Source organism: Corynebacterium phocae (assembly GCF_008693075.1).
Classification (GTDB): Bacteria; Actinomycetota; Actinomycetes; order Mycobacteriales; family Mycobacteriaceae; genus Corynebacterium; species Corynebacterium phocae.
The window spans coordinates 1-23,470 of record NZ_VXKJ01000050.1; the positions used below are offsets into that span (position 1 = coordinate 1).

Annotated in this window: 24 protein-coding genes and 1 pseudogene; 8 read left to right on the forward strand and 17 right to left on the reverse strand. The window is 58.6% G+C overall.

Translation table 11 applies throughout. The features are described 5' to 3' along the window. Positions 1 to 424 precede the first annotated feature (424 nt). Genes F4V58_RS11250 through F4V58_RS11260 form a run of 3 tightly spaced genes read right to left on the reverse strand, consistent with a single transcriptional unit; the run spans position 425 to position 2,707 of the window. Complete coding sequence (locus F4V58_RS11250) at positions 425 to 1,477, reverse strand: hypothetical protein (RefSeq protein ID WP_150385811.1); 1,053 nt, start codon at positions 1,475 to 1,477, stop codon at positions 425 to 427. Then, complete coding sequence (locus F4V58_RS11255; protein ID WP_084559781.1) at positions 1,470 to 2,336, reverse strand: ATP-binding cassette domain-containing protein; 867 nt, start codon at positions 2,334 to 2,336, stop codon at positions 1,470 to 1,472. Before F4V58_RS11255 ends, F4V58_RS11250 begins: the two co-directional genes overlap by 8 nt. Then, a complete protein-coding gene (locus F4V58_RS11260) occupies positions 2,333 to 2,707 on the reverse strand; it encodes a GntR family transcriptional regulator (protein WP_075736068.1) in 375 nt (124 codons plus the stop codon). Before F4V58_RS11260 ends, F4V58_RS11255 begins: the two co-directional genes overlap by 4 nt. A gap of 153 nt (positions 2,708 to 2,860) precedes the next feature. On the opposite strand from F4V58_RS11260, the gene F4V58_RS11265 reads away from it, so the two are divergent. Continuing rightward, positions 2,861 to 4,255 (forward strand): NYN domain-containing protein, encoded by a 1,395-nt coding sequence (locus tag F4V58_RS11265; RefSeq protein ID WP_075736070.1) that lies wholly within the window; start codon positions 2,861 to 2,863, stop codon positions 4,253 to 4,255. Here the strand turns inward: F4V58_RS11265 and F4V58_RS11270 are convergent. Further along, complete coding sequence (locus F4V58_RS11270; protein WP_075736072.1) at positions 4,252 to 4,971, reverse strand: PspA/IM30 family protein; 720 nt, start codon at positions 4,969 to 4,971, stop codon at positions 4,252 to 4,254. The two genes, F4V58_RS11265 and F4V58_RS11270, sit on opposite strands and share 4 nt — an antisense overlap. Before the next feature lie 79 nt (positions 4,972 to 5,050). Then, entirely contained in the window at positions 5,051 to 5,413 is a 363-nt protein-coding gene (gene trxA / locus F4V58_RS11275) for a thioredoxin (RefSeq protein WP_075736074.1), read from the reverse strand. Between the two features lie 275 nt (positions 5,414 to 5,688). On the opposite strand from trxA, the gene F4V58_RS11280 reads away from it, so the two are divergent. From F4V58_RS11280 to F4V58_RS11295, 4 genes are all read left to right on the forward strand, one after another. Then, entirely contained in the window at positions 5,689 to 5,883 is a 195-nt protein-coding gene (locus F4V58_RS11280) for a heavy-metal-associated domain-containing protein (protein ID WP_075736076.1), read from the forward strand. A gap of 76 nt (positions 5,884 to 5,959) precedes the next feature. After that, the gene (locus F4V58_RS11285) at positions 5,960 to 8,149 is read left to right on the forward strand and encodes a heavy metal translocating P-type ATPase (protein WP_075736078.1); all 2,190 of its coding nucleotides are present in this window, start codon (positions 5,960 to 5,962) and stop codon (positions 8,147 to 8,149) included. Between the two features lie 5 nt (positions 8,150 to 8,154). After that, positions 8,155 to 9,450, forward strand: a complete 1,296-nt coding sequence (locus F4V58_RS11290) for an MFS transporter (RefSeq protein ID WP_150385812.1) — start codon at positions 8,155 to 8,157, stop codon at positions 9,448 to 9,450. Between the two features lie 3 nt (positions 9,451 to 9,453). Beyond that, the gene (locus F4V58_RS11295; RefSeq protein ID WP_425429765.1) at positions 9,454 to 10,047 is read left to right on the forward strand and encodes a VanZ family protein; all 594 of its coding nucleotides are present in this window, start codon (positions 9,454 to 9,456) and stop codon (positions 10,045 to 10,047) included. On the opposite strand, the gene dnaB is transcribed toward F4V58_RS11295, so the two are convergent. From dnaB to F4V58_RS11335, 8 genes are all read right to left on the reverse strand, one after another. After that, a complete protein-coding gene (dnaB, locus tag F4V58_RS11300) occupies positions 9,958 to 11,421 on the reverse strand; it encodes a replicative DNA helicase (RefSeq protein ID WP_075736084.1) in 1,464 nt (487 codons plus the stop codon). The genes F4V58_RS11295 and dnaB overlap by 90 nt on opposite strands. 506 nt (positions 11,422 to 11,927) lie before the next feature. Then, a complete protein-coding gene (rplI, locus tag F4V58_RS11305) occupies positions 11,928 to 12,380 on the reverse strand; it encodes a 50S ribosomal protein L9 (protein WP_075736086.1) in 453 nt (150 codons plus the stop codon). 60 nt (positions 12,381 to 12,440) lie between these two features. Then, on the reverse strand, positions 12,441 to 13,031 hold the full coding sequence (locus F4V58_RS11310; protein WP_075736088.1) for a single-stranded DNA-binding protein: 591 nt from the start codon (positions 13,029 to 13,031) through the stop codon (positions 12,441 to 12,443). A gap of 44 nt (positions 13,032 to 13,075) precedes the next feature. Then, positions 13,076 to 13,366, reverse strand: coding sequence for a 30S ribosomal protein S6 (rpsF, locus tag F4V58_RS11315; protein ID WP_211272757.1), 291 nt, complete (start codon positions 13,364 to 13,366; stop codon positions 13,076 to 13,078). Between the two features lie 410 nt (positions 13,367 to 13,776). After that, the gene (locus F4V58_RS11320; RefSeq protein ID WP_075736092.1) at positions 13,777 to 13,974 is read right to left on the reverse strand and encodes a hypothetical protein; all 198 of its coding nucleotides are present in this window, start codon (positions 13,972 to 13,974) and stop codon (positions 13,777 to 13,779) included. Then, entirely contained in the window at positions 13,971 to 15,395 is a 1,425-nt protein-coding gene (locus tag F4V58_RS11325; protein WP_075736094.1) for a glycosyltransferase family 87 protein, read from the reverse strand. Before F4V58_RS11325 ends, F4V58_RS11320 begins: the two co-directional genes overlap by 4 nt. A gap of 4 nt (positions 15,396 to 15,399) precedes the next feature. After that, complete coding sequence (locus F4V58_RS11330) at positions 15,400 to 17,475, reverse strand: transglycosylase domain-containing protein (RefSeq protein WP_150385813.1); 2,076 nt, start codon at positions 17,473 to 17,475, stop codon at positions 15,400 to 15,402. Positions 17,476 to 17,657: 182 nt separating this feature from the next. Next, positions 17,658 to 18,029, reverse strand: coding sequence for a DUF5318 family protein (locus F4V58_RS11335; RefSeq protein ID WP_075736739.1), 372 nt, complete (start codon positions 18,027 to 18,029; stop codon positions 17,658 to 17,660). A gap of 117 nt (positions 18,030 to 18,146) precedes the next feature. Here F4V58_RS11335 and F4V58_RS11340 point away from each other — a divergent pair, with 117 nt between their 5' ends. From F4V58_RS11340 to F4V58_RS11350, 3 genes are read left to right on the forward strand one after another with little or no spacing between them, the layout of a single operon-like run. Beyond that, the gene (locus F4V58_RS11340; protein ID WP_075736098.1) at positions 18,147 to 18,635 is read left to right on the forward strand and encodes a MarR family winged helix-turn-helix transcriptional regulator; all 489 of its coding nucleotides are present in this window, start codon (positions 18,147 to 18,149) and stop codon (positions 18,633 to 18,635) included. Between the two features lie 60 nt (positions 18,636 to 18,695). Next, positions 18,696 to 19,649: a universal stress protein gene (locus tag F4V58_RS11345; RefSeq protein ID WP_075736100.1), complete on the forward strand. Its 954-nt coding sequence runs from the start codon at positions 18,696 to 18,698 to the stop codon at positions 19,647 to 19,649. 9 nt (positions 19,650 to 19,658) lie between these two features. Further along, on the forward strand, positions 19,659 to 20,123 hold the full coding sequence (locus F4V58_RS11350) for a hypothetical protein (RefSeq protein ID WP_075736102.1): 465 nt from the start codon (positions 19,659 to 19,661) through the stop codon (positions 20,121 to 20,123). Between the two features lie 10 nt (positions 20,124 to 20,133). On the opposite strand, the gene F4V58_RS11355 is transcribed toward F4V58_RS11350, so the two are convergent. The 4 genes and pseudogenes from F4V58_RS11355 to F4V58_RS12620 all read right to left on the reverse strand — a co-directional run. Continuing rightward, positions 20,134 to 20,784 carry a TetR/AcrR family transcriptional regulator gene (locus tag F4V58_RS11355; protein WP_075736104.1) on the reverse strand — a complete coding sequence of 217 codons (651 nt, stop codon included), beginning with the start codon at positions 20,782 to 20,784 and terminating at the stop codon, positions 20,134 to 20,136. Between the two features lie 4 nt (positions 20,785 to 20,788). After that, positions 20,789 to 21,340, reverse strand: coding sequence for an ATP-binding cassette domain-containing protein (locus F4V58_RS12905; RefSeq protein WP_245802997.1), 552 nt, complete (start codon positions 21,338 to 21,340; stop codon positions 20,789 to 20,791). An 8-nt stretch (positions 21,341 to 21,348) separates the two neighbouring features. Continuing rightward, positions 21,349 to 22,617, reverse strand: a complete 1,269-nt coding sequence (locus tag F4V58_RS11360) for an ABC transporter transmembrane domain-containing protein (RefSeq protein WP_245802998.1) — start codon at positions 22,615 to 22,617, stop codon at positions 21,349 to 21,351. Positions 22,618 to 22,881: 264 nt separating this feature from the next. After that, positions 22,882 to 23,470: pseudogene (locus F4V58_RS12620) on the reverse strand (hypothetical protein); the annotation flags it as partial.

Sequence of the window (23,470 nt, forward strand, 5' to 3'; positions counted from 1 at the left end):
ACAGTGACACCCCTATATGGAAAAGGGCACCACCCGGCACACACCAACCAACACCGCACATAACGGCACCGGCACAACCCAAGCACACAACAACAAAAAAGTCACAAACAACCATAAGTTATATAAGTACATTGGTACACTATTGAGTTCTCAGACATCGTCACCACACCATTAAGTAGCAAACACTAGGTGTTTGATTCTTAATCGGAAGGTAATTGTCAGAAACTTGTTTTCCTCCCGCCACACTGAAGAACTTGAAGTTCTTGGGGCGTTGTCGGTCGCTCTGACTTGTATAAAGTTACACAGGGCGCGAACACAACACAAATCGCCAGTTCAAAAGCGTTTTTACAGCTCTCAAACTGGCGATACAAGCGTGTTTTTGGGAATTCTCCCGTCGTCATGCGTCTTTCGCGGCAGCCGGGAGCTAGAAGGGGTTAACCCGCTTGACCACTTTGGGTAAGGCTGCCAGCCAGAATCCCGCTATCGCTAGGAAGATAAGCGTTCCGGCCCACTGGCCACTAAGCGCTCCCGCTGGCAGGTACACCGTTACCGTAGCCTGCAGAAGCAATACCAGGCCTAGTACTAAAAGGGCTGCTAGGACGAATGCGATAAGTCTGAAAGTGGTTTTTAAGAATAACTCCCGGCCGTGCCTAGCGATGACTCCGATGGTGAGACTTCCAACGAGCAACACCAGTGGATACTCGTTCCGGATCTCACCAGTAAAAGCAATCCCCACCGCATAGATGGCCAATACGATGGCCACGCTGCCGGCTATTCCCACGGCGCCGCTAGTAGCCATTGCTCGTGCCCAGTTCTTCCTTGTTTCACCGAGGCTCAGCACGTTCTTGATGTTGGCCCGGGTGTTTAGCAGGATCGGCACGGTCATAATGGTCCAGGTCGTTAGTGCATCCACCGGGAAAACGTTGAGCCGCAGAAGTGCCGCCCCGGCTGCCACATACAACCAGATAATGAGCCACATCGGGGACTCATGGCGCCAGACCAACTGACCGAGCACGGTGGCCGGGAACCTGCCCAGTTGTGCGGAGTCGGGTGTTTTGGCGTCCCGCTGGCCAGCAGGTTTCCCCCAGCGCTCGTAGCTGTAGAACCAGATTCCCGCGGCGCCTAGCAGGGGAATTAGTACCAGCCATTGGGTGCCGGGAGTGACAAAGAAGGCTAGGAGGGCCGCGAGGGTTAATTGCCAGGCAGTGTTAGACACACGCACGTGGGTTCGCCAGGTACTAAAAGGCAGGCCCAGGCGGGCGTAGCGCTCGTATTTAGACTTGGTGGTGAAAAACGCCACCGTGGCGCAGAATATGGCGAGCGTTTCTATGAACTTCTCGGGAAGGGTGGGGGCCTCAGCCGCGCTGACAAGAAAGGCGAAATACACAAATGTTAGGCCTAGGGCCCGAAGGACCATCTCTCTCTTGTCGCAGAGGAACCAGAAGAGTTTCAGATGCTTAGTCACTTGCTTAGTCACTGCCATTCACCTCCTGTTCGGTTGGGGAAAACGCCTCTAGGGCCAGGATCGCGCGCTCGAGGCTAACCTCGCTGGCGGTGAGCCCCAGCTCTGCGGCCTGGGCGAAGATGGCAGTGGCGCGGTCGGGGCGGGCATCGGCAAGAATGCGCTCACCGAGTGGGGTACTTTCGCGCGAAAGGATGGCGACGCCTTTGAGTTGCGCCATCTTCTCCGCCGGGCCCTTGACCTCAATGACGGCGTCGAGCAGGTCATCCACGCGCCCGGATAGCGGGTGCTCACCGAGCAGCAAGACGGTGTCCAGGTGGCCGGCAAGCTCATCCAAGTGGTGCGTGGAGATGACTATGGTGCGCCTGCCCTGCTCCTCGCGCAGCACGCGGTAGAACTCCTCCCGGCTGCTGATGTCCAGGCCCAGGTAGGGCTCGTCGAGCAACACGAGCTCACACCCAGAGGCAAAGGCAAGGGTGATGCCCAGCGCGGATTTCTGTCCGCGCGAGAGCGCCGAATATTTCTTGTTGGGAAGATTAAAACGTGCGATGAGCTCTTCCGCGCGGGCCTCATCCCAGGTAGCCCAGCGGGTGCGACCAATGGTCAGGAGCTGCTTCATACTCCAGGAATCAACGAGCGGGGCGTCAATACCCATCAAGATGGTGCGGTCCATGACGGCCCGGTTGTCAAAGGGGTCTTGGCCAAAGACACTTAGCCCGGAAGAGTCCAGCTGCCCGGCAATCATGCGCAGCAGCGTGGTCTTGCCTATTCCGTTTTTGCCCACCAGGCCGTGGGTAAGCCCCGGTTCCAGGCGGAAGTTAAGGGCCGGGGTGTTCTTCAGGGGTTTCCAGGTGAGGTTTGTTGCTTGGATCATGCGTAGAGTCCTCGACTTTCTGCGACGCGGCGGACAAGTTCTAGTAATTGGTGGCGGGAGTAGCCAAGACGCGCGGCCTCATCGACCAAGGGGGCCACGAACTGGCCTGCAAACTCGGCGCGCCTGCGCTCCCGGATGGCTTCTGCCGCACCGACTGCGACAAACATGCCGATGCCCCTTTTCTTCTCCAGCACCCCCAGCTCCACCAACAAGGCGATGCCTTTGCGGGCGGTGGCGGGGTTGATGTTGTGAAACTCAGCCAGCTCGTTGGTGGACGGCGCTTGCGCACCTTCTGACAGGGTCCCATCCACGATGGAGTCCTCAATAAGCGCAGCAATTTGTCTAAACAATGGCTGCGAGGAATTATCCACTTGCGGGTACCTCCTTCCGCGTAGTTAGTTGGTTAGTTAGTTGTGTAACTAACCGTAGCACCGAACAGGAAGTTTGGCAATAAGAATCGAATTTTCCTGCGTTTTAGGGCACACTAGAGGGAGATACTTACGTTAAACATTTAGGAAATAACAATGCTCAACCGCACACTAGTCTTTGTAGACACGTCTTATTTACTAGCCAGCTTCTATAACACCTGGGAAACCGGTGCTCAGGCGCAGTTAGAAATCGATCTGCCTGAAGTGGTCAACATCTTAGCCACCATGATTGAAGGCCAGCTAGACCAAAAAATTCAACGCCAGTATTGGTACGACGGCATCCGCGAGACCGGACCTCACCGCTATCAGCGTGCTCTACGCACCTGCGATGGGGTCCAGCTGCGTACCGGACAGCTCATCGAATGGGGCGACCGCCGCACACAGAAGGGGGTAGACACCCGCCTAGTGGCCGACATAGTGGTTTCCTCTATGAAAGGCCAGGTAAGCGACATTGTGCTGGTCTCCGGCGACGCAGACATGATCCCCGGCGTGGAAGAAGCAGTCCTCAACGGCGTCCGGGTTCACCTCTATGGCTTTGGGTGGGACTCCATGTCCTCCGCCCTGCGTCACGCCTGTGACACCACCACTATCTTGGACCCGCGCGAGGACTTTGCTGACGCCATGGAAATCCAGGTGCTCGAAGGGCCCATCCCACCCCAGGTGCGGGAAGCACACGAGGACTCCCCGGAACCGGACGCAAAGCCCGCTGCGGACTGCCCGGAGGACCAGGAAGGGAACGCAGATCAACCCGCTGCGCCCTCTGCAGCTGCGGATATCGATGAGCCTTCGGAAGTAGAAGCGACCTTCACCCCCATCCCCAAAGAACCACCGGCACCAGCTCCGGCTAGCCCCGCGCCAGCCCCGCGTGACAATCCCAAAGCGGAGACACCCGACTCCGGCGCCGCTTCGACTACCGCGAAAACCCCGGCTCCCGCCAACGTACAAGCGACTGGCGAGGACGCGGCACCGCAGCCAGCGAAGCAAGAGGACTGCGCAGAAAACGCCGTCGCCTCAGAGCAAGCGACCGGGGACGCGCCAGACCAGCAGAGTTCCGCTGACCCCCGGGACACGGCGGCACCGAAGGAGCAGCCTGAACAGGCCCAAGACACGCGCGAGGCGGCCGCCGAGGAGCCCAAACCCGCACCCCGGCCGACCCCACCAAAGCCATCCATGATGGCACCGCGCCGCAAGTTGCGTTCGCGCTACGTCCCACTACCCGAGGAAGTCTGGACCACCGCCGGTTTCCAAACCCCGTTCGATGTGGGCCAGCAGTACGCGTCCTGGTGGTTTGAAAATGCCGCGTCAACCGAGCAACGCGATCAGGCGCACCTGCTGTCTGGCGGCGGGCTGCCACCAGAAATTGACCGCCCGCTCTTGCAGTTCGCCTGCGAAACCCTGCACGAATACACGTTGACTGAAGTGCAGCGCGTGAGCCTACGCGACGGGTTCCACTCCGGAATCCGCGGCGTACTCATCAACCTCGATGATTAAGACTCCAGCTCTTTGTTCATCTTCGCGCGAATCTCTTCCAACCGGGCGTTGGCCTTGATGTCGGTAGTAGCTGCGTTGACGTCGAAGTGCGCGCTGCCGGCCTGGGCCAGCTCCTGAGCGCCCAGTGCCTCCGCATAGCGCTTTTCCAACTTCGCCCGGACGCCATCCAGGGTTGGTGTGCTATCACTAGGCGCCATCTCATCAAAAGAAGACAGCGCCTGCGCGGATTGTTCCTGCATCTTCGCCTGGTCTGCTTGGGCCATCAATTGGTTGGCCTCAGTGAGTTGCTCTTTCAGCCGCGCTTCCGAGTGCTGCTGCTGCATTTTGGCCCGTTCGGCGGCCTGAGCGGCAGCCCGGTGTTGGATTTTCAGGTCCTCTAGCTGGGTTTCCGCCGCTACCAGCTGGCTGGCCACCACTTCAGCAGCACGGTTGTATTCGGCTGCCACGGTGCCATCTAGCGCCTCCGCCGCCTTCTGCAGCGCCGCTTTCACCTGCTGTTGGTAGCCCTCAGCTTGCTCGGACAGGCGGTTCATCTGCATTTCCAGACGGGATTTGTTCCCAATTATCTCGGCAGCCTGTTCCGTTATCTCTTGATGTTGGCGCTTGGCCTCATCTATAGCCTGCTGGATCTGAATCTTAGGGTCGGCGTTTTGCTCAATTTTGCTATCGAGCGAAGCCTTCAAGTACTTCCATCCCTTGCTCACTGGGTTTGCCATATGTTTTTTCTTCCTCCAAAAATAAAAGCGCTTTCCCCCAACATGATACGGGGAAAGCGCGTAATACTTTCGTACTTAATTACTGTTGCTGTTGCTCGACCTGCTGGCGGACCTCATCCATGTCCAAGCCCTTAATCTGGTTGACCAGGTCATCCAGAGCTGCCGGGGGGAGGGCTCCTGCTTCACGGAACACCATGACGCCGTCGCGGAAAGCCATCAGGGTAGGGATGGACTGGATTTGCAGCGCACCAGCCAGGCCCTGGTTAGCCTCAGTATCAAGTTTGGCGAAGGTAACGTCCGCGTGATCCTCGGAAGCCTTTTCGAAGATGGGGCCAAAGCGCTTGCACGGGCCACACCACTCTGCCCAGGCGTCGACCAGCACAATGCCTTCTTTGGTAACGGTGGACTCAAAGTCCTTCTCGGTAATATCTACGGTTGCCATGAAAAATTATCCTTCTTTCACGCTCCCGGCGCGCACAGGGCTACCAGGGAGCACAGTCTTGTTTTTAGGGTTCTTTCCCCACAACGGACTCTAGGCGGCGTTTATTCCCCGCGAAGCGCGCACCCGGTTTCTTGGGGGCGACGAGCGCAAGCACGCCCGGGTCAGCCGCAGCTAGGGGGCGTGAGCCCAGCACCGCGGATTGGGGTCTGCTATATAGTTGAGCTTTGAGAACTTGTCAGGCTTAAAGCCCGTTTTTGAAAGGATGCCACCGAGCTATGAAAATCTATACCGTAAAAGGCATGACCTGCGCGCATTGTGAGAAGTCCGTACAGGAAGAAGTCGGGGAAATCACCGGAGTTTCCTCCGTGACCGCCAACGCCACCACCGGCAAAGTAACGGTTGAGGGCACAGACTTCAACGATGAACAGGTCGCGGAGGCTATCCGGGAGGCTGGCTACGAACTCGCCTAAACACTCCCCCGCAACCCCCGGGCCGCCTCCGGGCGCAGTCTTAGCGCCCAGACATGTTGAGCTAGGCGTTTCCGGGATGACCTGTACCTCGTGCTCCGGCCGGGTGGAACGCAAGCTCAACAAGATGGAAGGCGTTAGCGCCACCGTTAACTTTGCTACTGAAACGGCAGCGGTGGATTTCCCCATCTCCGTTGAGGTTGCTGACCTGATAGCCACCGTTGAGAAAGCCGGTTACCAGGCCCACGAGCTGCGCCAAGATGAGGGTGAGGCGGACTCCACCGGAGAAACCGGGGAGGAAAAGCGCCTGCTGCGCCGCACGCTTGTCTCTGGCGCGCTGTCCCTGCCCACCATGGCGGTGTCCATGGTTCCCGCGCTGCAGTTCGACTACTGGCAGTGGGTGGCACTGGTGCTAGCCACCATCGTGTTTGTCTATGGGGGCGCGCCCTTCCACAAGGCCACGTGGACCAACCTAAAACACGGTTCTTTTACCATGGACACCCTTATCACCATGGGAACTGCGGCCGCCTACGGCTGGTCTCTGTGGGCACTGACGATTGGAAATGCCGGCCACCCGGGCATGAAGATGCACATGACGCTGGTGTCTAACTCCGCAGAGATGGGTCATATCTACCTCGAATCCGTAGGCATGGTCATTACCTTCCTGCTCCTGGGGCGCTGGTTTGAGCACCGCGCCAAAGGCCGGTCCTCGGAGGCCCTCCGGGCACTGCTGGACATGGGAGCCCGGGAGGCCACCATTGTGGTGGGCGGTGTAAACACCCAGGGCGGTGTAAACACCCAGGGCGGTGTTAACCCCCCGGACGATGGCGGGGGATTGGGCGGTACTGAACGCCGGGTGCCGGTGGGAAATCTCCGGCCCGGCGACGTCATTGTGGTGCGCCCCGGTGAAAAGATAGCCGCAGACGGTGAAGTTCTTGAGGGGGACTCCGCCGTAGATGAGTCCATGCTCACCGGTGAGTCCCTGCCACGGGAGGTAAGCGCCGGCGACCGCGTTACGGGCGCAACAATAAATACCTCCGGCCGGCTCCACGTGCGGGTAACCCAGGTGGGCGAAGACACCGTCCTATCACAGATGGCCGCACTGGTGAGCCAAGCGCAGGCCACCAAGGCACCGGTACAGCGCCTGGTGGATAAAATCGCGCAGGTTTTTGTTCCCGCGGTGATTGGCATATCCGCACTAACGTTGGTAGCCCACTGGGTAATCCACAATGACCCCGCACCAGCGTTCGTGGCGGCAGTATCCGTCCTCATCATCGCCTGTCCGTGCGCCATGGGGCTTGCTACTCCCACCGCCATCATCGTGGGAACCGGCCGCGGTTCCCAGCTAGGGATCCTCATCAAAGGCCCGGAAATCTTGGAGTCCACGCGCAAGGTGGACACAGTTGTACTGGACAAGACAGGGACCATCACCAAAGGCGCAATGTCAGTGGTGGGCAGACCAGATCCGGAAGTCCTACGGCTGGCCGCAGCGGTAGAAAAAGGCTCTGAGCACCCCATCGCGCGCGCTATCGTGGCCGCCGCCCCCGACGTGGCGGCGGGAACTGGCTTTCGCTCCACCGCCGGCCAGGGCGTGGAGGCCACCGTTGACGGCAAGCGCGTTGTGGTGGGGCGGCCGGTGGCCTCCGGTTCCCAGGATGCGAGGCCCGGGGACGCCACCGTGGTCGCGGTGTTTGTTGACGGACGTCACGCCGGTGACATTGCCCTGCGCGACACCGTCAAGGAGTCCTCGGCGCGGGCTATAGCCGCGTTCAAGGACCTAGGTTTGGAGCCCTATCTGCTAACAGGGGACGCGCAGTCCGCGGCGGACGCGGTGGCCAAGGAAGTAGGAATCTCCCACGTCATGGCTGAAGTCATGCCGGCCGACAAGGTTGCACAGGTGGAAAAGCTGCAAGCCGCCGGCCGGGTGGTGGCCATGGTGGGCGACGGCGTTAACGACGCAGCTGCGCTAGCCCGAGCGGATCTGGGAATAGCCATGGCTTCCGGTACGGACGTGGCCATGGAGGCGGCAGACATCACGCTGATGAACTCCGACTTGCTCTCCGCGGTGGACGCCATCCGGCTGTCACGGCAGACCTTGAAAGTCATCAAAGGGAACCTTTTTTGGGCCTTCGCCTACAACGTCATACTCATTCCCGTGGCAGCAGTAGGTCTTCTCAACCCGCTTTTCGCGGGGCTGGCCATGGCTTTTAGCTCCGTGTTTGTGGTGAGCAATTCTTTGCGACTAAAAAGATTTATTCATGTATGCTAACCGGCATGACTTTGACTCGTAACGAACGGTTGGACCGGCTGCCGGTCACCGCAAAGCACAAGCGCCTACTCCTTGGCTCCGGCATAGGGTGGGCGCTTGACGCTATGGATGTAGGACTTGTTTCATTCATCATGGCCGCGCTGGCCGTCCATTGGGGGATAACTCCCACGCAATCCTCATGGCTAGCCTCCATCGGGTTTGTGGGCATGGCCGTGGGTGCTACCTTCGGGGGGCTCCTGGCGGACAAATTCGGCCGCCGCAACATCTTCGCGCTCACGCTGCTGGTCTACGGTTTGGCCACCGGTGCCTCCGCGCTGGCCACCGGCCTGGGCGTGCTCATCGCCCTGCGGTTCGTAGTAGGCCTGGGTCTTGGTGCAGAGCTGCCCGTGGCCTCGACGCTGGTCTCCGAGTTCGCACCCGTGCGCGTGCGCGGCCGCATGGTGGTCATCTTGGAAGCCTTCTGGGCCGTGGGCTGGATCATGGCGGCTGTGATTGGGACGTTCATCGTGGGGGCATCGGACAGCGGATGGCGCTGGGCCCTAGCCATTGGCATGGTGCCTGCTATCTACGCACTCTACGTGCGGCGCAACCTACCGGAATCCGTCCGCTACCTGGAGGCCACCGGCCAGCACCAGAAAGCTGAAGCCGTAGTATCCTCCTTCGAGCAGGGCGTCACCAGGTTCTCTGACCTCCCCAAGAGCTCGGTAGACGACCGCTCAAAGTCCATCTTCTCCCCCAACCTGCGCCGGCGCACTATCGCGCTGTGGACCGTATGGTTCTGCGTCAACTTAAGCTACTACGGGGCGTTTATCTGGATCCCCTCCTTGCTGGTAGCCGACGGTTTCAGCTTGGTACGCTCTTTTTCCTTCACCCTGATAATGACGCTAGCGCAGCTGCCCGGCTACGCCGTGGCCGCCTGGCTCATTGAGGTCTGGGGCAGGCGCCCCACCCTGGCGGCGTTCCTAGTGGGCTCCGCCGTGGCCGCCGGGCTCTACGGCGCCTCCGGCTCCGCCGTGGCTATCGTTGCCGCCGGCTGCCTGCTCTCCTTCTTCAACCTGGGCGCGTGGGGTGCGCTCTACGCCATTGGCCCGGAGCTCTACCCCACGCACCTGCGCGGGGCTGGCACGGGCGCGGCCGCCGGCTTTGGCCGCCTGGCATCCATCGCCGCGCCACTATTGGTGCCGCTCGTTCTCCACTCCGCCGGCGCGGGGTGGCTGTTTGCCCTCTTTGCCACCTCCTTTACCGTAGCGGCGCTCGCGGCGCTGGCCCTACCAGAGCAAAAAGGCAAGGGGCTACGCTAAGTGCTGCGCTACGCCTCCACCGCCTGCTACCTGGGGGTAGTACTTTCCCTCACTACGCTCAAAGCGTTCTTCCAGATCGGGTACTTGTGGTTGCCCGAAAACCAGCGCGTGCGGCAGCTGCGGCTTATCCCCTTAGATGATCTCTTCAGCGGCAGCTGGTTCAAGCCGCTGTTCGAGTACGGCGGAAACCTGGCCTTGTTCATCCCCCTGGGCGCGCTACTGTTCATGTTTTTGGGCAAGGCGCAGTCAGTAGCCAAAGCAACGTTGGTGGCAGCGGGGATAAGCCTGGGCATTGAGCTCACCCAGTTCGCCTTTGCGCTGGGGCGCACCGACGTAGACGACTTGGCTTTTAACACCCTGGGTGCCTGGCTGGGGGCGCTCATGGCCGCGCGCGTAGGTCCGCGCTGGTTCCCCCGCTGGCAGTGGCTGGCCATAGCGCTAGCAGCGCTATTCGCGCTGCTAGTAGCCCTGGGCCCCCGCCTGGGGGACCCGGAGAAGGTCAGGGACCTATCCGTGGGCCATGTTGACGAACTTGGAGTAATGCAACTGGTGGGCGATAGTCACGGTGTCAATGGGCCCGCCACGGTGCTTGGCTAGGATGATATCCGCCTCACCGGCGCGCTCGTTGTCCCGCTCTTGGGAATCCGGGCGGTAGAGCAACATAACCATATCCGCGTCCTGCTCCAGCGAGCCAGACTCACGCAGGTCAGCGAGCTGGGGCTTTTTATCAGTACGCGCTTCCGGACCACGGTTGAGCTGGGAAATAGCAATGAGGGGAACTTCCAGCTCCTTGGCCAAAAGTTTCAGGTTACGGGAGAATTCAGAAACCTCCTGCTGGCGCGACTCCACTTTCTTGCCGGAGCTCATCAGCTGCATGTAGTCCAACACAATGAGGTCCAGGCCGTGTTGCTGCTTAATCTTGCGGGCCTTAGTACGGATCTCCATCATGGTCAGGTTTGGCGAGTCATCGATAAACATGGGGGCGTTCTGGATCTTATCAAGGGTTTTTTCCAACTTTGCCCAGTCCTCTTGGTTGATCCGGCCGGCGCGCATATCAGCTAGCTTGACTTCAGATTCCGCAGACAACAGGCGCATAAGGATCTCCGAGGCGGACATTTCCAAGGAGAAGATGACGCTGGTCTTGTTATTGTGCAACGAGCATGAACGCATGAAGTCCATGGCCAACGTGGACTTACCCACACCCGGACGAGCGGCCACAATTACCATCTGGCCTGCGTGCAGACCGTTGGTGAGCTTATCCAAGTCATGCAGCCCGGTAGGCACGCCTAACTCGATTCCGCCATGGTTTTGAAGGTTGACCAGTTCATCAATGGTGGGATCAATGAGTTCCTCAAGCCGCTTGTAATCCTCCGTCTGCTTACGGCGGGAAACGTCCAACACCGCCTGCTGGGCCTTGTTGAGTACAAACTCGATTTCGGCGTCCTCGGTGGCCTCAAAGCCCAACTGCACAACTTGTGTGCCCGCGTCCACCAGCCGGCGCAAGATAGCCTTCTCCGCCACAATCTCCGCGTAGTAACGCGCGTTCGCGGCGGTTGGCACAGAGGCCAGCAGCGTGTGCAGGTACGGTGCCCCACCCACGCGTTCGAGCTCGTTATAGCGGTCTAAGCGGCCGGCCAAAATAACGGCGTCCAACTCCATGCCATTGGAGAAAAGATCCATCATGGCCCTGAAGATCAATGAGTGCTGGGGGTAGAAGAAATCTTCATCCCGCAGGATTTCCAAGATCTCCGCAGCCGTGTTGGGACTGAGCAGCATGGCTCCCAACACACCCTGTTCCGCCTCCCTATCTGCGGGCGGGTGGCGGAAGTCCCCATAGCGGGGCTCCTTGGACCTCTTGGACTTAAAGTTCTCCGCCGGTGCGTACCCCCCGCCGTCGTCAGGGGGTGGCGGGGGAACGTCCTCTACGGGTTCCGGCGGAATATAGCTGTCATCGAAGCTGGGTTCTGTCATTGGCGTTCTCCTCAGAAAATATTACTTCCCACTACTCTACCGAGTCCCCAAAAATCCACCCCTTGTGTACAAGTGCGGGGAGTTATCCACAGGCCGCTGTTGAATTCCCAGGTGACATCAGACGTTGTTCACAAAACGGGAGGTGACGGCTGTGGATAACTTTGCAACCCGCTGACCTGCACCAATGAAAACACCAGGTCAAGCAGGGTTTCTTAGGGTGTGAAAAGTCTCACTAAATCTGGGGATATCCACCTGACCAGCGGAAAAGAAACCGTAAAGCGAAGGTTGAATCTTGATGAACTGTGGGATTTTATCCACAGGTTTTCCAAGTTATCCACAGCCCCGCAACACCGACCCTTTAATCAAGTTTTGGACATGCCAAAGGCCCCGTTGGCAAAACCACCTCACATGGTTTTCAAGTGCCAACAGGGCCTTTAAAGCGTGCTGTTGTCATTGGGTTGGGCTTTAGAAACTAGCCACAACCGTCATCGCGCATAGAACGTGGTCTACGCGGCGACGACCGAGAAGTTCACCTTGCCGTGAACATCCTTATGCAGGTTAACCTCAACCTGGTAGTTACCAGTCTTCTTGACCATGCCCTTGGGAAGCACAACGTTGCGCTTGTCCAGGGATGGGCCACCAGCGGTCTTGACTGCGTTGACAATGTCATCTGCAGTAACGGAACCGAAGAGTTTACCCTTTTCAGAGGTCTTAACTTTGACCTCTACGTTGTTGAGCTGCTCGAGTTGCTCACGGACTTCACGTGCGTGGTCCAGGTCGCGGATTGCGCGAGCTTCCTGGGCACGCTTGATGCCTTCAATCTGCTTCTCAGCACCACGAGAGGCCACAATGGCCAATCCGCGTGGAAGCAGATAGTTACGTCCGTAGCCGTTTTTGACCTCAACGATTTCGCCTGCGGCGCCGAGGTTCTCAACAGCAGCGGTGAGGATCAGCTTCATGATCCCTGCCTTTCATATTGAGTATTTAGTGATAAATAGTGCGTTTATGAACGGAAAATTTTAGAACGGGGGCTCATCAGACGCGCCTCCGAAACCACCGGCTGGCGGTGCGGAGTTCCAAGGATCATCTGCCGGAGCCTGCTGCGTAGAGCCGCCCTGGTTGTTTCCACCAAAGCCTCCCTGCGACTGTTGCTGGCCGCCGCCAAATCCACCTTGGTTGCCCTGATTGTTGTTGAAACCGCCACCCTGGTTGCCGCCGCCGTAGTTACCGCTACCGCCCTCACGGGGGTTGCGGTTAACTTGGGCCTTGGCATAACGCAAGGATGGGCCAACTTCATCTACGTCAATCTCCATGACGGTGCGCTTGTCACCTTCACGAGTTTGGTAGGAACGGGACTTCAGACGCCCGGTCACGATGACACGCATGCCCTTCGTGAGGGTTTCTGCCACGTTCTCAGCGGCGTTGCGCCACACGTTGCAAGTGAGGAACAATGCTTCCCCGTCTTCCCACTGATTAGTCTGTGAGTTATAGCGACGAGGCGTAGAAGCTACTCGAAAGTTAGCGACTGCAGCTCCCGAGGGAGTGAAACGTAGCTCTGGGTCGGCAACCATGTTGCCCACCACAGTGATATTGGTATCTCCTACTGACATGAATTCTCCTTACAACGATGGATTACTGATAAACCCAGTATTCGTTATTTTCCGTCGGTGCGCAGAACTTTGGTACGCAGAATAGTGTCGTTCAGGTTCAAACGGCGATCGAGCTCGAGAACTGCCTCGGACTCGCATTCCAAGGAAACAACGGCATAGATGCCCTCTTCCTTCTTATTGATTGGGTACGCAAGACGACGCTTGCCCCAGATATCAACGTTTGCTACCTTGCCGTTCGCATCGCGGATAACTGCGAGGAACTTGTCTAGGGACGGGGCAACGGTGCGTTCATCCTGGGTTGGATCCAGGATAATCATGACTTCGTAGTGACGCACGGACCTCATCACCTCCTATGGTCTAGTAATTGTGTTCGGCCATATCACCTTTGCGGACATGGCAGGAGGGTCTGTTGCGTCAAGCAACCCGTTAACAATACCCCATAACCACCACTTCTCACCAATCAACTGGGAAAAGATACCTCCAACACCCCCACCGTCCCCACTCCGCAACCACCCACCCCCAGCGACGGCGCACCTGACCCCCAATGTCATACAGCGCCCCCAGCCAACAACCAACAAGAAGCAACACAGCAAAACCAGCAAAACAACGCCGCCAACCAAAAGCACAACACCCCAGCCAACTAAAAGCACAACAACCCAGCCAACTAAACGCAAAACAACCCAGCCAACTAAAAACGAGAGAGGGCAGCAGGAAGATGTTCCTGCTGCCCTCTTTTACTTGGTGGCTACATCCCGTGGGTGGCGGCGAAGAACACCGCTGTGCTGGCTGGAATGATGGTCAAGAATAGAAATCCCAACAGTCCCAGCACCAAGGCGGGACGCCTGGAGCCTGATTCCCCGGCCTTTTGAAATGAGTAGTACGCGGACATCACGCAGATGAACCCAAGCGTGATGGACACTATGCCCACGATAGTCACGGTCATAGAGCGTTCGCCTTGACCTTCGCGAAGTCACCCGCCAGCAGGTCACGTCCGTTGTCGCGCAGTACTTTATCTTCACCCTTGCCCAGCATCTGCCGGATGACCAGGACTGCGATAGCAATGATGAAGCCGTCACGGAAGAGGATTGCTACGTCTAGGAACTCATGGGGGATTGCCTTGTTGTCCTCGCCCATCATGTGCCACATCAGGACCGGCCATAGGAGCGCGTCAAAAAGCCCCCAGCTTAAGATGAGGCGCCAGGACGGTAGCGCTAGGACTGCGGGGACTAGCAGCCACAGGGAATACTGCGGGGACCAGACCTTGTTCATCAGCAGGAAAGCTACCAGGATGAGGTACACCATCTCCGCTACGCGCGGAGTACGTGCCGCCCGTAGCCCAAAAACGCCAATGGCGGCGCACAACGCCAGGAAACTGGCCAGTGAAAACACGTTGATGGCAGAGATGGGGATGTCCACCGGCAGGTTGCGGCTTAACGCCGCGTAGATGGTTGTCCATTCCGAACCGCGGGTGGAGTTTAATCGATAGAACTCCCGCCATGCCTCCGGATAGAGCAGCGCGATGGGCGCGTTGACGGCAACCCAGGCCACCACCGTTGCCAGCAACATTTTGAGGAAAGGAACCCAGCGCCTGTTCCTTATGGCCAGCACGAGGAATGCGCCCAGCATGAAAAGTGGCCACAGTTTGAAGGCCGTGCCCAGGCCAATGAGCACGCCGGCCAGGACATTGTGACCCCGCTTGACGGCCACCAGCGCCGCCACCGCGAAGGTTATTGACGGGATGTCCCAGTTAGTAAAGGCGTGGATAATCACTAGGGGGCTGGCAGCTACCAGCACGGTGTCCCACATGCGGTTGCCTGCTAGCTCAGCGACCATGCGCAGCGTTGCTACCCAGCACACCGAGAGTACCAAGGCGGTCAGTGCGAAGTACCAGCCCACCTCCGGTATTTCGGCCCAGTCAACTAGGCCGTAGGTGTTCCGGGCAATTAGTCCCATCACGCCTTGGAACATTCCCGCCAGGACGGGGTATTCCATGTAGCGGGTTAGGTCCCCTTCTTGCCAGGAAAAGGCGTAGACAAAGCCCGGTTTATCAAGGCCACGCCCGCCGTAAAGCGGCACGATGTCGTTGTAGCAAAAGGAGGTGTACTGGCGGTTTCCGCCCCAGTTGAGGTTGACTACGCCGTCCTCACCCCGCTGCCCTGCGGCACAGTTTGCCTTGGCCAGGTAGGCAAAGGCCAGGAAAATCCACCCCACGGAGAAGATTGACCGCAGCACATCTACTGGGCGGCTGGCATGGGCACCCCGCGGGCCACCGAAGAACTCGATAACCGACCGTGGAGCGCGCTCTTGGCTAAGAGGCACGGGGCTTGCCTGTGCCGCCGGTCTAGTCTGCAGTTTCCGGGCCATATGCCTAGTTCCCCAGCAATTCGTTGATGGCCTCATTCAGCTGGGCTCCCAGGTCGTCAGCCGGTGGCTGTGCGGGCGCGGGGGCCACCGGTGCGGGAGCCACTGGTGCCGGTGGCGCTGGCGGGGCGGCTGGTTCAGCTGGCTCTACGGGCTGCACGGGTGAGGTATTTTGCCAAGTGTTCTGGCCAGCACCGTAGGTCGGGTCGTAGTAGTAGGAAGTACCCGCAGTACCCGTGCCGTAACGGATGGGGCTGGCCTCTGGGAAGGGCTTGAGCTCTTGGCCTTCCAGGGAACGGTCCAGGATGGACTTCCAAATCTGGGTTGGGGAGTTAGCCCCGTACATGTTTCCGCCCCACTCGTTGAAGATAGGCGTGGTGTTATCCGCAGTTCCTACCCACACGGCGGTGGCCAGCTGCGGGGTGGAACCAATCATCCAGGCGTCACGGTTAAGCCCGGTATCACCTAGCTGGGAGGTACCAGTCTTGGCTGCGGAGGGGCGTCCGCCGGCGAGTGCGCCGTTGGACCACCCGGCAATGGGGCCCATGGCCTTGAGTACGTTCTCCGCAACCTTTTCAGATACGCGGCGCTCACCGGCGTCTACCTTGTGCTCGTAGAGAACTTCGCCAGCGTTGGTGGTCACGCGCCGCACAAAGTGCGGCTGGTGCCACACGCCGCCGTTGGTAAGTGTGGCAATAACGGTTGCCATATCCAGCGGCCGGGTGGGGTACATGCCCAAGATGATGCCTTCTAGGGGCGGCGCGCCGTTTTGGCTCAAGGTCTTGCCCACGTTAGGCAGCTCACGGGCTATACCTAGAGCGTGGCCCATGTCTGCGGTGTCCTGGGCTTTATTTTCCAGGTCATTTTGCAGGCGGGAGAAGGAGGGGTTGAAGGATTGCTTGAGCGCTTCTGCGATAGTACAGCTGCCACAGCCAGGACCGCCGTCGTAGTTACCCACAATTGTATTGGTGCCAGGAAGTTTAAAAGACGTGGACTGGTAGTAGGTATCCAGGCTGATCCCCTGCTGCAGCGCGGCGGTCAACCCGACCACCTTGAAGGTGGAACCGGTTTGCAGTGGCGCGTTGGCGTAGTCCCAGCCGGTGGCGTCGTGGCCGCCAAAGTAGCCAACTACGGCTCCGGTAGCCGGGTCAATGGTTACTGCCGCTGCGCGAGCGTCTTCTTGCAGCGGTGCCAGCGCGGTGTCCACGGAGTCGATGGAGATGTTTTGGATATTCGTATCGATGGTGGTGGTGATCTGCAGGCCCCGGGTTTGCACGTCTGACTCGGAGATACCAATCCGGCCCAGTTCGGCGATAACCTGGTTTTTGATCAGGCCGTTGGCACCGGTGGCCTCAGTGTAGGCGGAGTATTCAGAAGGGTCCCGTGTCTCCGGGAATACCATCCCGGCGCGTTCCTCCGGGGTGATGGTGCCCATTTCCACCATGCCGTCCATGACGTAGTTCCAACGGGCCTCTGCGGCACTTCGGTCTGCCCAGGGGTCCAAGCCCGAAGGTGCCTGGATGATTCCGGCTAGCAGCGCGCCTTCTTCCACGGTCAGTTCCTCAACGGATTTGTTGAAGTAGGCGTTGGACGCCGCCTGGATTCCGTAGGCGTTGCGGCCAAAGTAGACGGTGTTGAAGTAGCTGTTCAGGATCGTGGCTTTGTCCCACTCCCGCGTCATCTTGATGGAGTAGATGAGCTCGCGGATCTTGCGCACATACGAACGCTCGTTTCCAACCAGCGTGTTCTTCACGTACTGCTGGGTGATGGTGGAGCCGCCACCGGCGGAGTCATCACCGGTAACTTGGCCCATTACGGCGCGCGCGAATCCGGTGAAGGAGAAGCCGGAGTTGGTCCAGAACTCGCGGTCTTCTGCCGCCAGGGCAGCGTTTTCTACGTGGTCGGGAATTTGTTCCAAGCTCACGTGAGTGCGGTTGCCTTCCGGCGGGACTAGGCGCGCTAACTCGGTTTGGCCGTCACTGGCGTAGATGGAGGCCACCTGTTTGTTAGTTAGTTCCTGCGGTTCCGGAACTGAATACTGGTTATAGGCGTAGGCAAAAAGGCCCAGTGGCACCATCAGCATGACTAGGAAGAAAACCAAAAGTATCCAGGGCCAGCGGCGCTTCTTGGCCTTGGTGGCGCGGCGGGCGAATGAACGCTTTCCGCGCTGTGTCTCCTGCGGTTGGGGAACAGTCACTGTATCTTGAGCCTTTTCTTGTTGGAACTTTTAAAAAAATTGCCTTTAAACCCTTAAATTTAACACGTCTAACAGGCAATAGCCGTTTCCAGCAGGTGGTTCCAGCGACAATGTGGGCAGACTTCTACTTTATGCACCGTAAACTCCTGCCCGGAGGGAATTATTTCCCCTGCTAGCTCCGCTATTTCCGCTACACTGCGCGCACTACCTGCGCGCCTTCCCAGCGCCTGGCCGTAGACCCAGAAAGTTTGCTTCATTTCCCCTTTACAGACGGGGCAGCTCCGTGGGGCGGGGGTACCGTGGTACTGCGCAGCGGCCCGCAGTAGGAAGTCTGCGTCACAAATCTCCTCGCGCGGAACCCGCCCGGCGCGAAATTCCCGCAAGACATGCGCGCGTTCCCACTCGTGCGAGACCAGGTGTTTTGTCTTAACGCTGTCAATCACGGCCCCCAGCCTAGCTCGCCCGCTAAGCAGATGCCCTAGAACGTTCCCTGGGAAAATACTTGGCAAACAAAACAAACTAGCTTTAAACAATGATTTTGGCTATATTTAGTTTCTATGAGTGAAGAAACAGCACCATCACCGGCTTCGCGCGAAAAAGCCCTGGAAGTTGCCATTGATCTACAGCCCGCAATGAACAAGTTGGTGGTCATCTTCCAACGCAGCACTGAAGGCTCCCGCCTGACTACATCGCAGGTGTCCATTATGAACCAGCTACGCAAGCGGGGTCCCTCCCGGGTCTCCGTTATCGCCCAGGCGGAGCTCATCCGTATGCCTACCGCTTCCAACGCCCTCTACCACCTGGAGACCCGTGGTTTGGTTGAGCGTATGCGGGACACCACAGACCGGCGCGGTGTGTTGGTAACGCTTACTGAAGCCGGGCATGCGGAACTTGCAGCCGTCTCCCGCGAACGCGCTAAGGCTCTCGCGGAAATCTTGCAGTGGCTCTCCCCTGAAGAACTCAGCAACGCTCGGGAGGTTGCTCGCTTGATCAACAAACTCGCGGAGGTCTACGACCCTCAGCAGATTTCACAAAAAGAGAAGTAGGCACTAATAATAGGGGGGACGGATCATGGCCCTTCCTCCCTAGAGACTGCGAAAAAGACATTGAGCGATAAAGAACTCCTCGGCTTAGAAAACCGCACCGACCCCTCCCAACCCCTGCGGGTCCTGGCGGTTTGGGATCCCCGCAACGCGGATTCGGAGTCCTTGCGCGTGGCCGCCTGGCTTTCGCACTCCACCCGGGTCAAGGTCCGCGTGGTTACCACCTTTTCCCAGCCGTGGGGATCCAAGCAGGGCAAGAAGTATAGGGCCTGGCTGCGTGCGGAGTCGCAGGCGGTTGAGACCGCGGTTCGGGACGCACTGGAGACGGAGGGCATTGAAAAAAGCGCGCTAGCAAAGAAGTTTTCGGTCTTCGTGGCCGGCTCTAGTCGGGCGCAGCTACTTTCCGATGCCGCCGCAAAGTTCAACGCTGACATCCTCCTGCTTCCCTCTAGCCAATCTGCGGCTAAAAACCGTATCCTTGCTGGCTCCACCGCTGATGCTCTCTTGCACTACTCGCCCGTGACTCTGGGGCTGACCCCCCGCGCGGTGAAGTTATCTAAGCACGGAATTTCCCGCGTTAATTTTGCCTATACGGATGAGACTGGCAACGCGGATGATCCGGCTTTGCGGGCGGCAGCGGCCTTTGCCAGCCGCCTGGGGGTAGCGCTGCGCATCTTGGCCTTCTCCCCCGCTGGGCTCGCGCAGACTCCATTGAACGCCAACCTAGACGTGGCCAAGAAGCTGACCTCTGATTGGCGTGAGCGCTCCCTGGGATTGCTGGATGTTGCGCGTGACATCACCGGGGAAGCCCATCCTGAACTGGATATCTCCGCTGAGGTGGGGTCGGGGTCCGGCTGGCGCGGTGCCGTTGACTCCTTGAAGTGGAAGAAGGGGGATTTGATGGTGCTGGGTTCTCACCCAATGGGCGCTTTCGCGCGGGTCTTTATTGGTTCCACCGCCACGGAACTTCTCCCCCACATGCGCGTTCCTGTGCTAGTTCACCCCGTGGCGCGCTAGGTTAGTGGCATGACTTGGGAACATCCGGAAAATGACTTGGAGCGCGATATTGATCGCGCGAACTTGGTCCGTCCGGAGCCAAAGACGTTTGACGATCTTGCCGATGCCCCCGATCCCGCACGCAACGCCCAATCCTCACGGCAGGCGTTCTGGTTCTTAGTCACGGTCACGGCCGTATCACTGATACTAGGGCTTGGTTCTTTACTTATCTTCAGACTTATCGGTGGCCCTGACTGCGGCCCCAATACCTGGATCTGCTCTGACACCCAGCGCTTTATCTGGATGCCACTAGCCTTTGCCACCCCGCTATTTGGCTTGGCCGGGGCTTTTGTCATAACGCTCCGGAAGTTGCGGGCCTACCTGCGCTGGGGCGTGTGGATGGGAGTCTTCTGGTTCTTCGCGCTCTACTTCCTGCTCTGGGGAATCAACATCTTGCAGGTGTTCTTGGACTGGCAGCTGGCAAACAGCCACTAACCACTAACCACTAGCCACTGACAGCGTGGGGTATGCCGCGCTCTATACCAGTGATAATGAAGTCAATTTTGGCATCCAAGAAACCGCGGCCCTTCCAGGACTCTTGAGGGGAGAACACGGAATTGGGGTCCGAATGTTCAACAATGACGTCCCACTCGCTGTGTGCGGTATCCCCCGCCGGGCCCCGGAGAGCGGAGATGCTGATGTGCGTGGCAATTACGGTGTCTCCAATAAAATCCAGGGCAAACTCCACAGACGACCTGTCCATGCCAGCCGCTTCCAAAGCCTGCGCAAGCTCCGCGAAGTACTTATCCAGGTACAGCATGGCGCTGGGGTTCTGCATGATAGTCAGCGCCAAACCGGGGTATTTCTCCATCAGCTCCCAGCACCTGTCCGCCCAGTCGCGCAGGATTTCTTGCCAGCTCCGCTCGGGTGGGATGGGCAATACGAGCTCACGGGCGGTGTGCTCTAGGCAAGCGCGGACTAAGTCATAGCGGCCGTCAAAGAGCCGGTAAACCGCTGAGGTAGCCACACCTAGCTCCTTGGCCACCTGGGCCAGGGTGAAGTCCGCGACTCCTACCTTCAGCGCGGCCTCCACCACGTCACGTTCCGTGAACTTAGGCTTGGGCCCGGTCTTTTTTCCTGCGCGCGGGGAAGTCATGCGTCTAGGTTAGCTGCGAGCCGGTGGCCTTGGCACGTTCATCCCAGAACCTTTGGTAGGTCCCGCCCCGGGAGTAGAGCTCCGCGTGGGTACCAATGTCTTCCACCTGACCTTGATGGTTGAGCGCTACAATCTTGTTCGCCTGGCGGATGGTGTCCAGCTTTTGCGCAATGACGAGGACTGTGCGCCCCACCACCAGCTCGTTGAGCGCGGCCTGGATCTGGGCTTCGGACTCCGGGGCTGCAAACGCGGTGGCTTCATCGAGGATAAGCACCGGGGAGTCAGCAAGAAGGGCCCGGGCGATAGCTATGCGCTGTGCCTGCCCACCGGATAGGTGGGTCTCCGCGCCAAAAACGGTGTCCAAGCCGTGCGGCAGCTCCTCAATAACCTGCCAGATTTGCGCCTTCTGGGCTGCGGCACATACCTGCTCATCCGTGGCATCCGGCCGGGCCAGGCGGATGTTGTCACGCAGCGAAATGCGCAGCAGCTGCGGATCCTGCAGCACGAACGCCCCCGTCTTGTACAACGTAGCGGCGGACAGCTCCCGGATATCCACACCCCCAATTAAGTGGACTTACCGGAACCGGACGCGCCAATGAGCGCGGTCACCGTATCCTCTTCAAGGCGCAAGTCAACGCCTTCCACGGCCACGTGGTCCCCGTAGGAGAAACTAACGTTGGAAAACTCCACGGCATGCCCGTGCATCTCCGGCTCCACCGATGGCGTTTCCATCACCGGAATCTCCAGAGTCTTCACAATCCTGTGCGCCGCCGCGCCGGCCATCTGATAGGCCCACGTCATGGACGAAACCACGGTTATTGCCGCCGGTACCGTCAAAGCGATGAGCGTGGTGGTCAGGACCTCCGGCGGAGTTACCCACCCGGCCCTGGCCATGGCCGCTCCACCACCCAAATTGATGGCCAGCAGAATGGGGATGGAAATGGCAGCCGTTGCCGCCGCCGAGCCCCGCAACATGGGCGTAACCCAGGCCAAATAGAAGTGGGATAAATCATCCGCCGCGTCCTGGTACCGCTTATGCGCCTGGCCAACTACACCGAAGGCCTTGACCACGAAGATCCCCATGAAGAACTCCACCATCATGGCAGATACCCGCCCCAGGTGCGCGTCCATCTCCACGGTCTTTTCACCCAAATCCTGCATCATCCACACGTTGGCGGCAATATAGGCCGGAAGGCTGGCTACCGTCAGCAGAGCCAAACGCCAGTCGATATAAAAAGCCAGGCCAATCAGTGCAATCGGCGTGACCACCGCCTGCGTCACATCCACTGGTTTGTGCGCGACAAGCGCGTGCACCATGCACAGGTCATCCTGGATAGCCTTGCGTACTTTGCCCGCGTTGGTCTTACTAAACCAGCCCAGCGGCGCGTGCCCCAGCCTGCCGATCATCCGCTCCTTAACCAGTGCTGACATCTTGATATCCGCATAATGAGTAACCAGCAGTGCGACCGCGTTAACGAATAGCCTCATACCAAACAACCCGACTAACCACATCACAGTGCCCCAGACAGCGTCACGGTCAACGGTCTCCCCCGCCGCATAAGCTTGGTAGATAATATTACCCAGCACTACCAACGCCACATATGGCGCAATGGCCAATACGCCGGCGATAACCGCCAGTACCCGCCCCACGTTGAGATACACCGCAACCGGCCGCAGCAACTGCTTAAGCGCCTTGCGCCCGGCTTCCCGCTCTGCTTTTAGTTGCGCGTGCTCGGCCTTGCTCACGGCAGCCCGCCGCGCCCCCGGCTCCGCCTCAAACCGGTCAACCATCTTGTCTTGGCCCACCACAGACCCTGTTGCTGTTTCTTTCACGATAGTTCTCCAGCCTTCCCTCAACCATCCCCAACACCAAAAGTAAGGTATCGCTTTACTAATACTGAACAAGATTCAGTAAACGCGTTAGGTGTCCTACTGTCAAGAGCTAAATGTGCCAATCAACCTCGAAGAGCCAATTGTCCGCTTTCTAACAACAAGGGTGCTTAAGTGCTCTAGCAACCGATAGAAAACCAGGAAGACTCCCGCTTCCTGCCGGAGGAAGAGGGAGTCTACGCTAAGCGAATGCCTAAGCCACTAATCTTAGTTGTTCTGAGGGTCCTTAGAAGGAGTCTCAGAAGAGCTCTTAGAGCTGAGGTCATCACTATTGGTGCAGGCCGCGTAGGTCGCACCTGCCACTGCTAGAGCAGCAATACCTGCGACCAAGAAGCCGCCATCACGCAAGGAACGGTTGAAGTCACTTACAGCATTAGCAAGCTGTGGATTGTAAATACCCAGCTGCTTATGCAGTGCAACTTGAGCGTCACGAATCTGCTTGTTGAACGACTCAACACCGTTTGCAAGCGGTGAGCTCAGCTGATCGATGCCTGGGATGTGGAGCTGCGTACCCAAAGCCAGAGGAATCAGGAACAGCAGAGGCAAGCCAGCAGCCGCTGAGATGGCAACACATTCACCAATTTTCTTGGACTCATCAGTGTTGGAAGACGAACCATCATTAGACGACATTCCGCCATTCTGATCTGTGGAGGAAAGACCGCCGCCCTGAACGACTGCAGTCACCTTATTGCCGTCACCATCAGTAACAACAATCTTGTCACCAGGCTTGAGCTCAGTACCCTCAGGAACCTTCACAGACCACTTACCATCATCACCGACAATGACCTCAACGGTC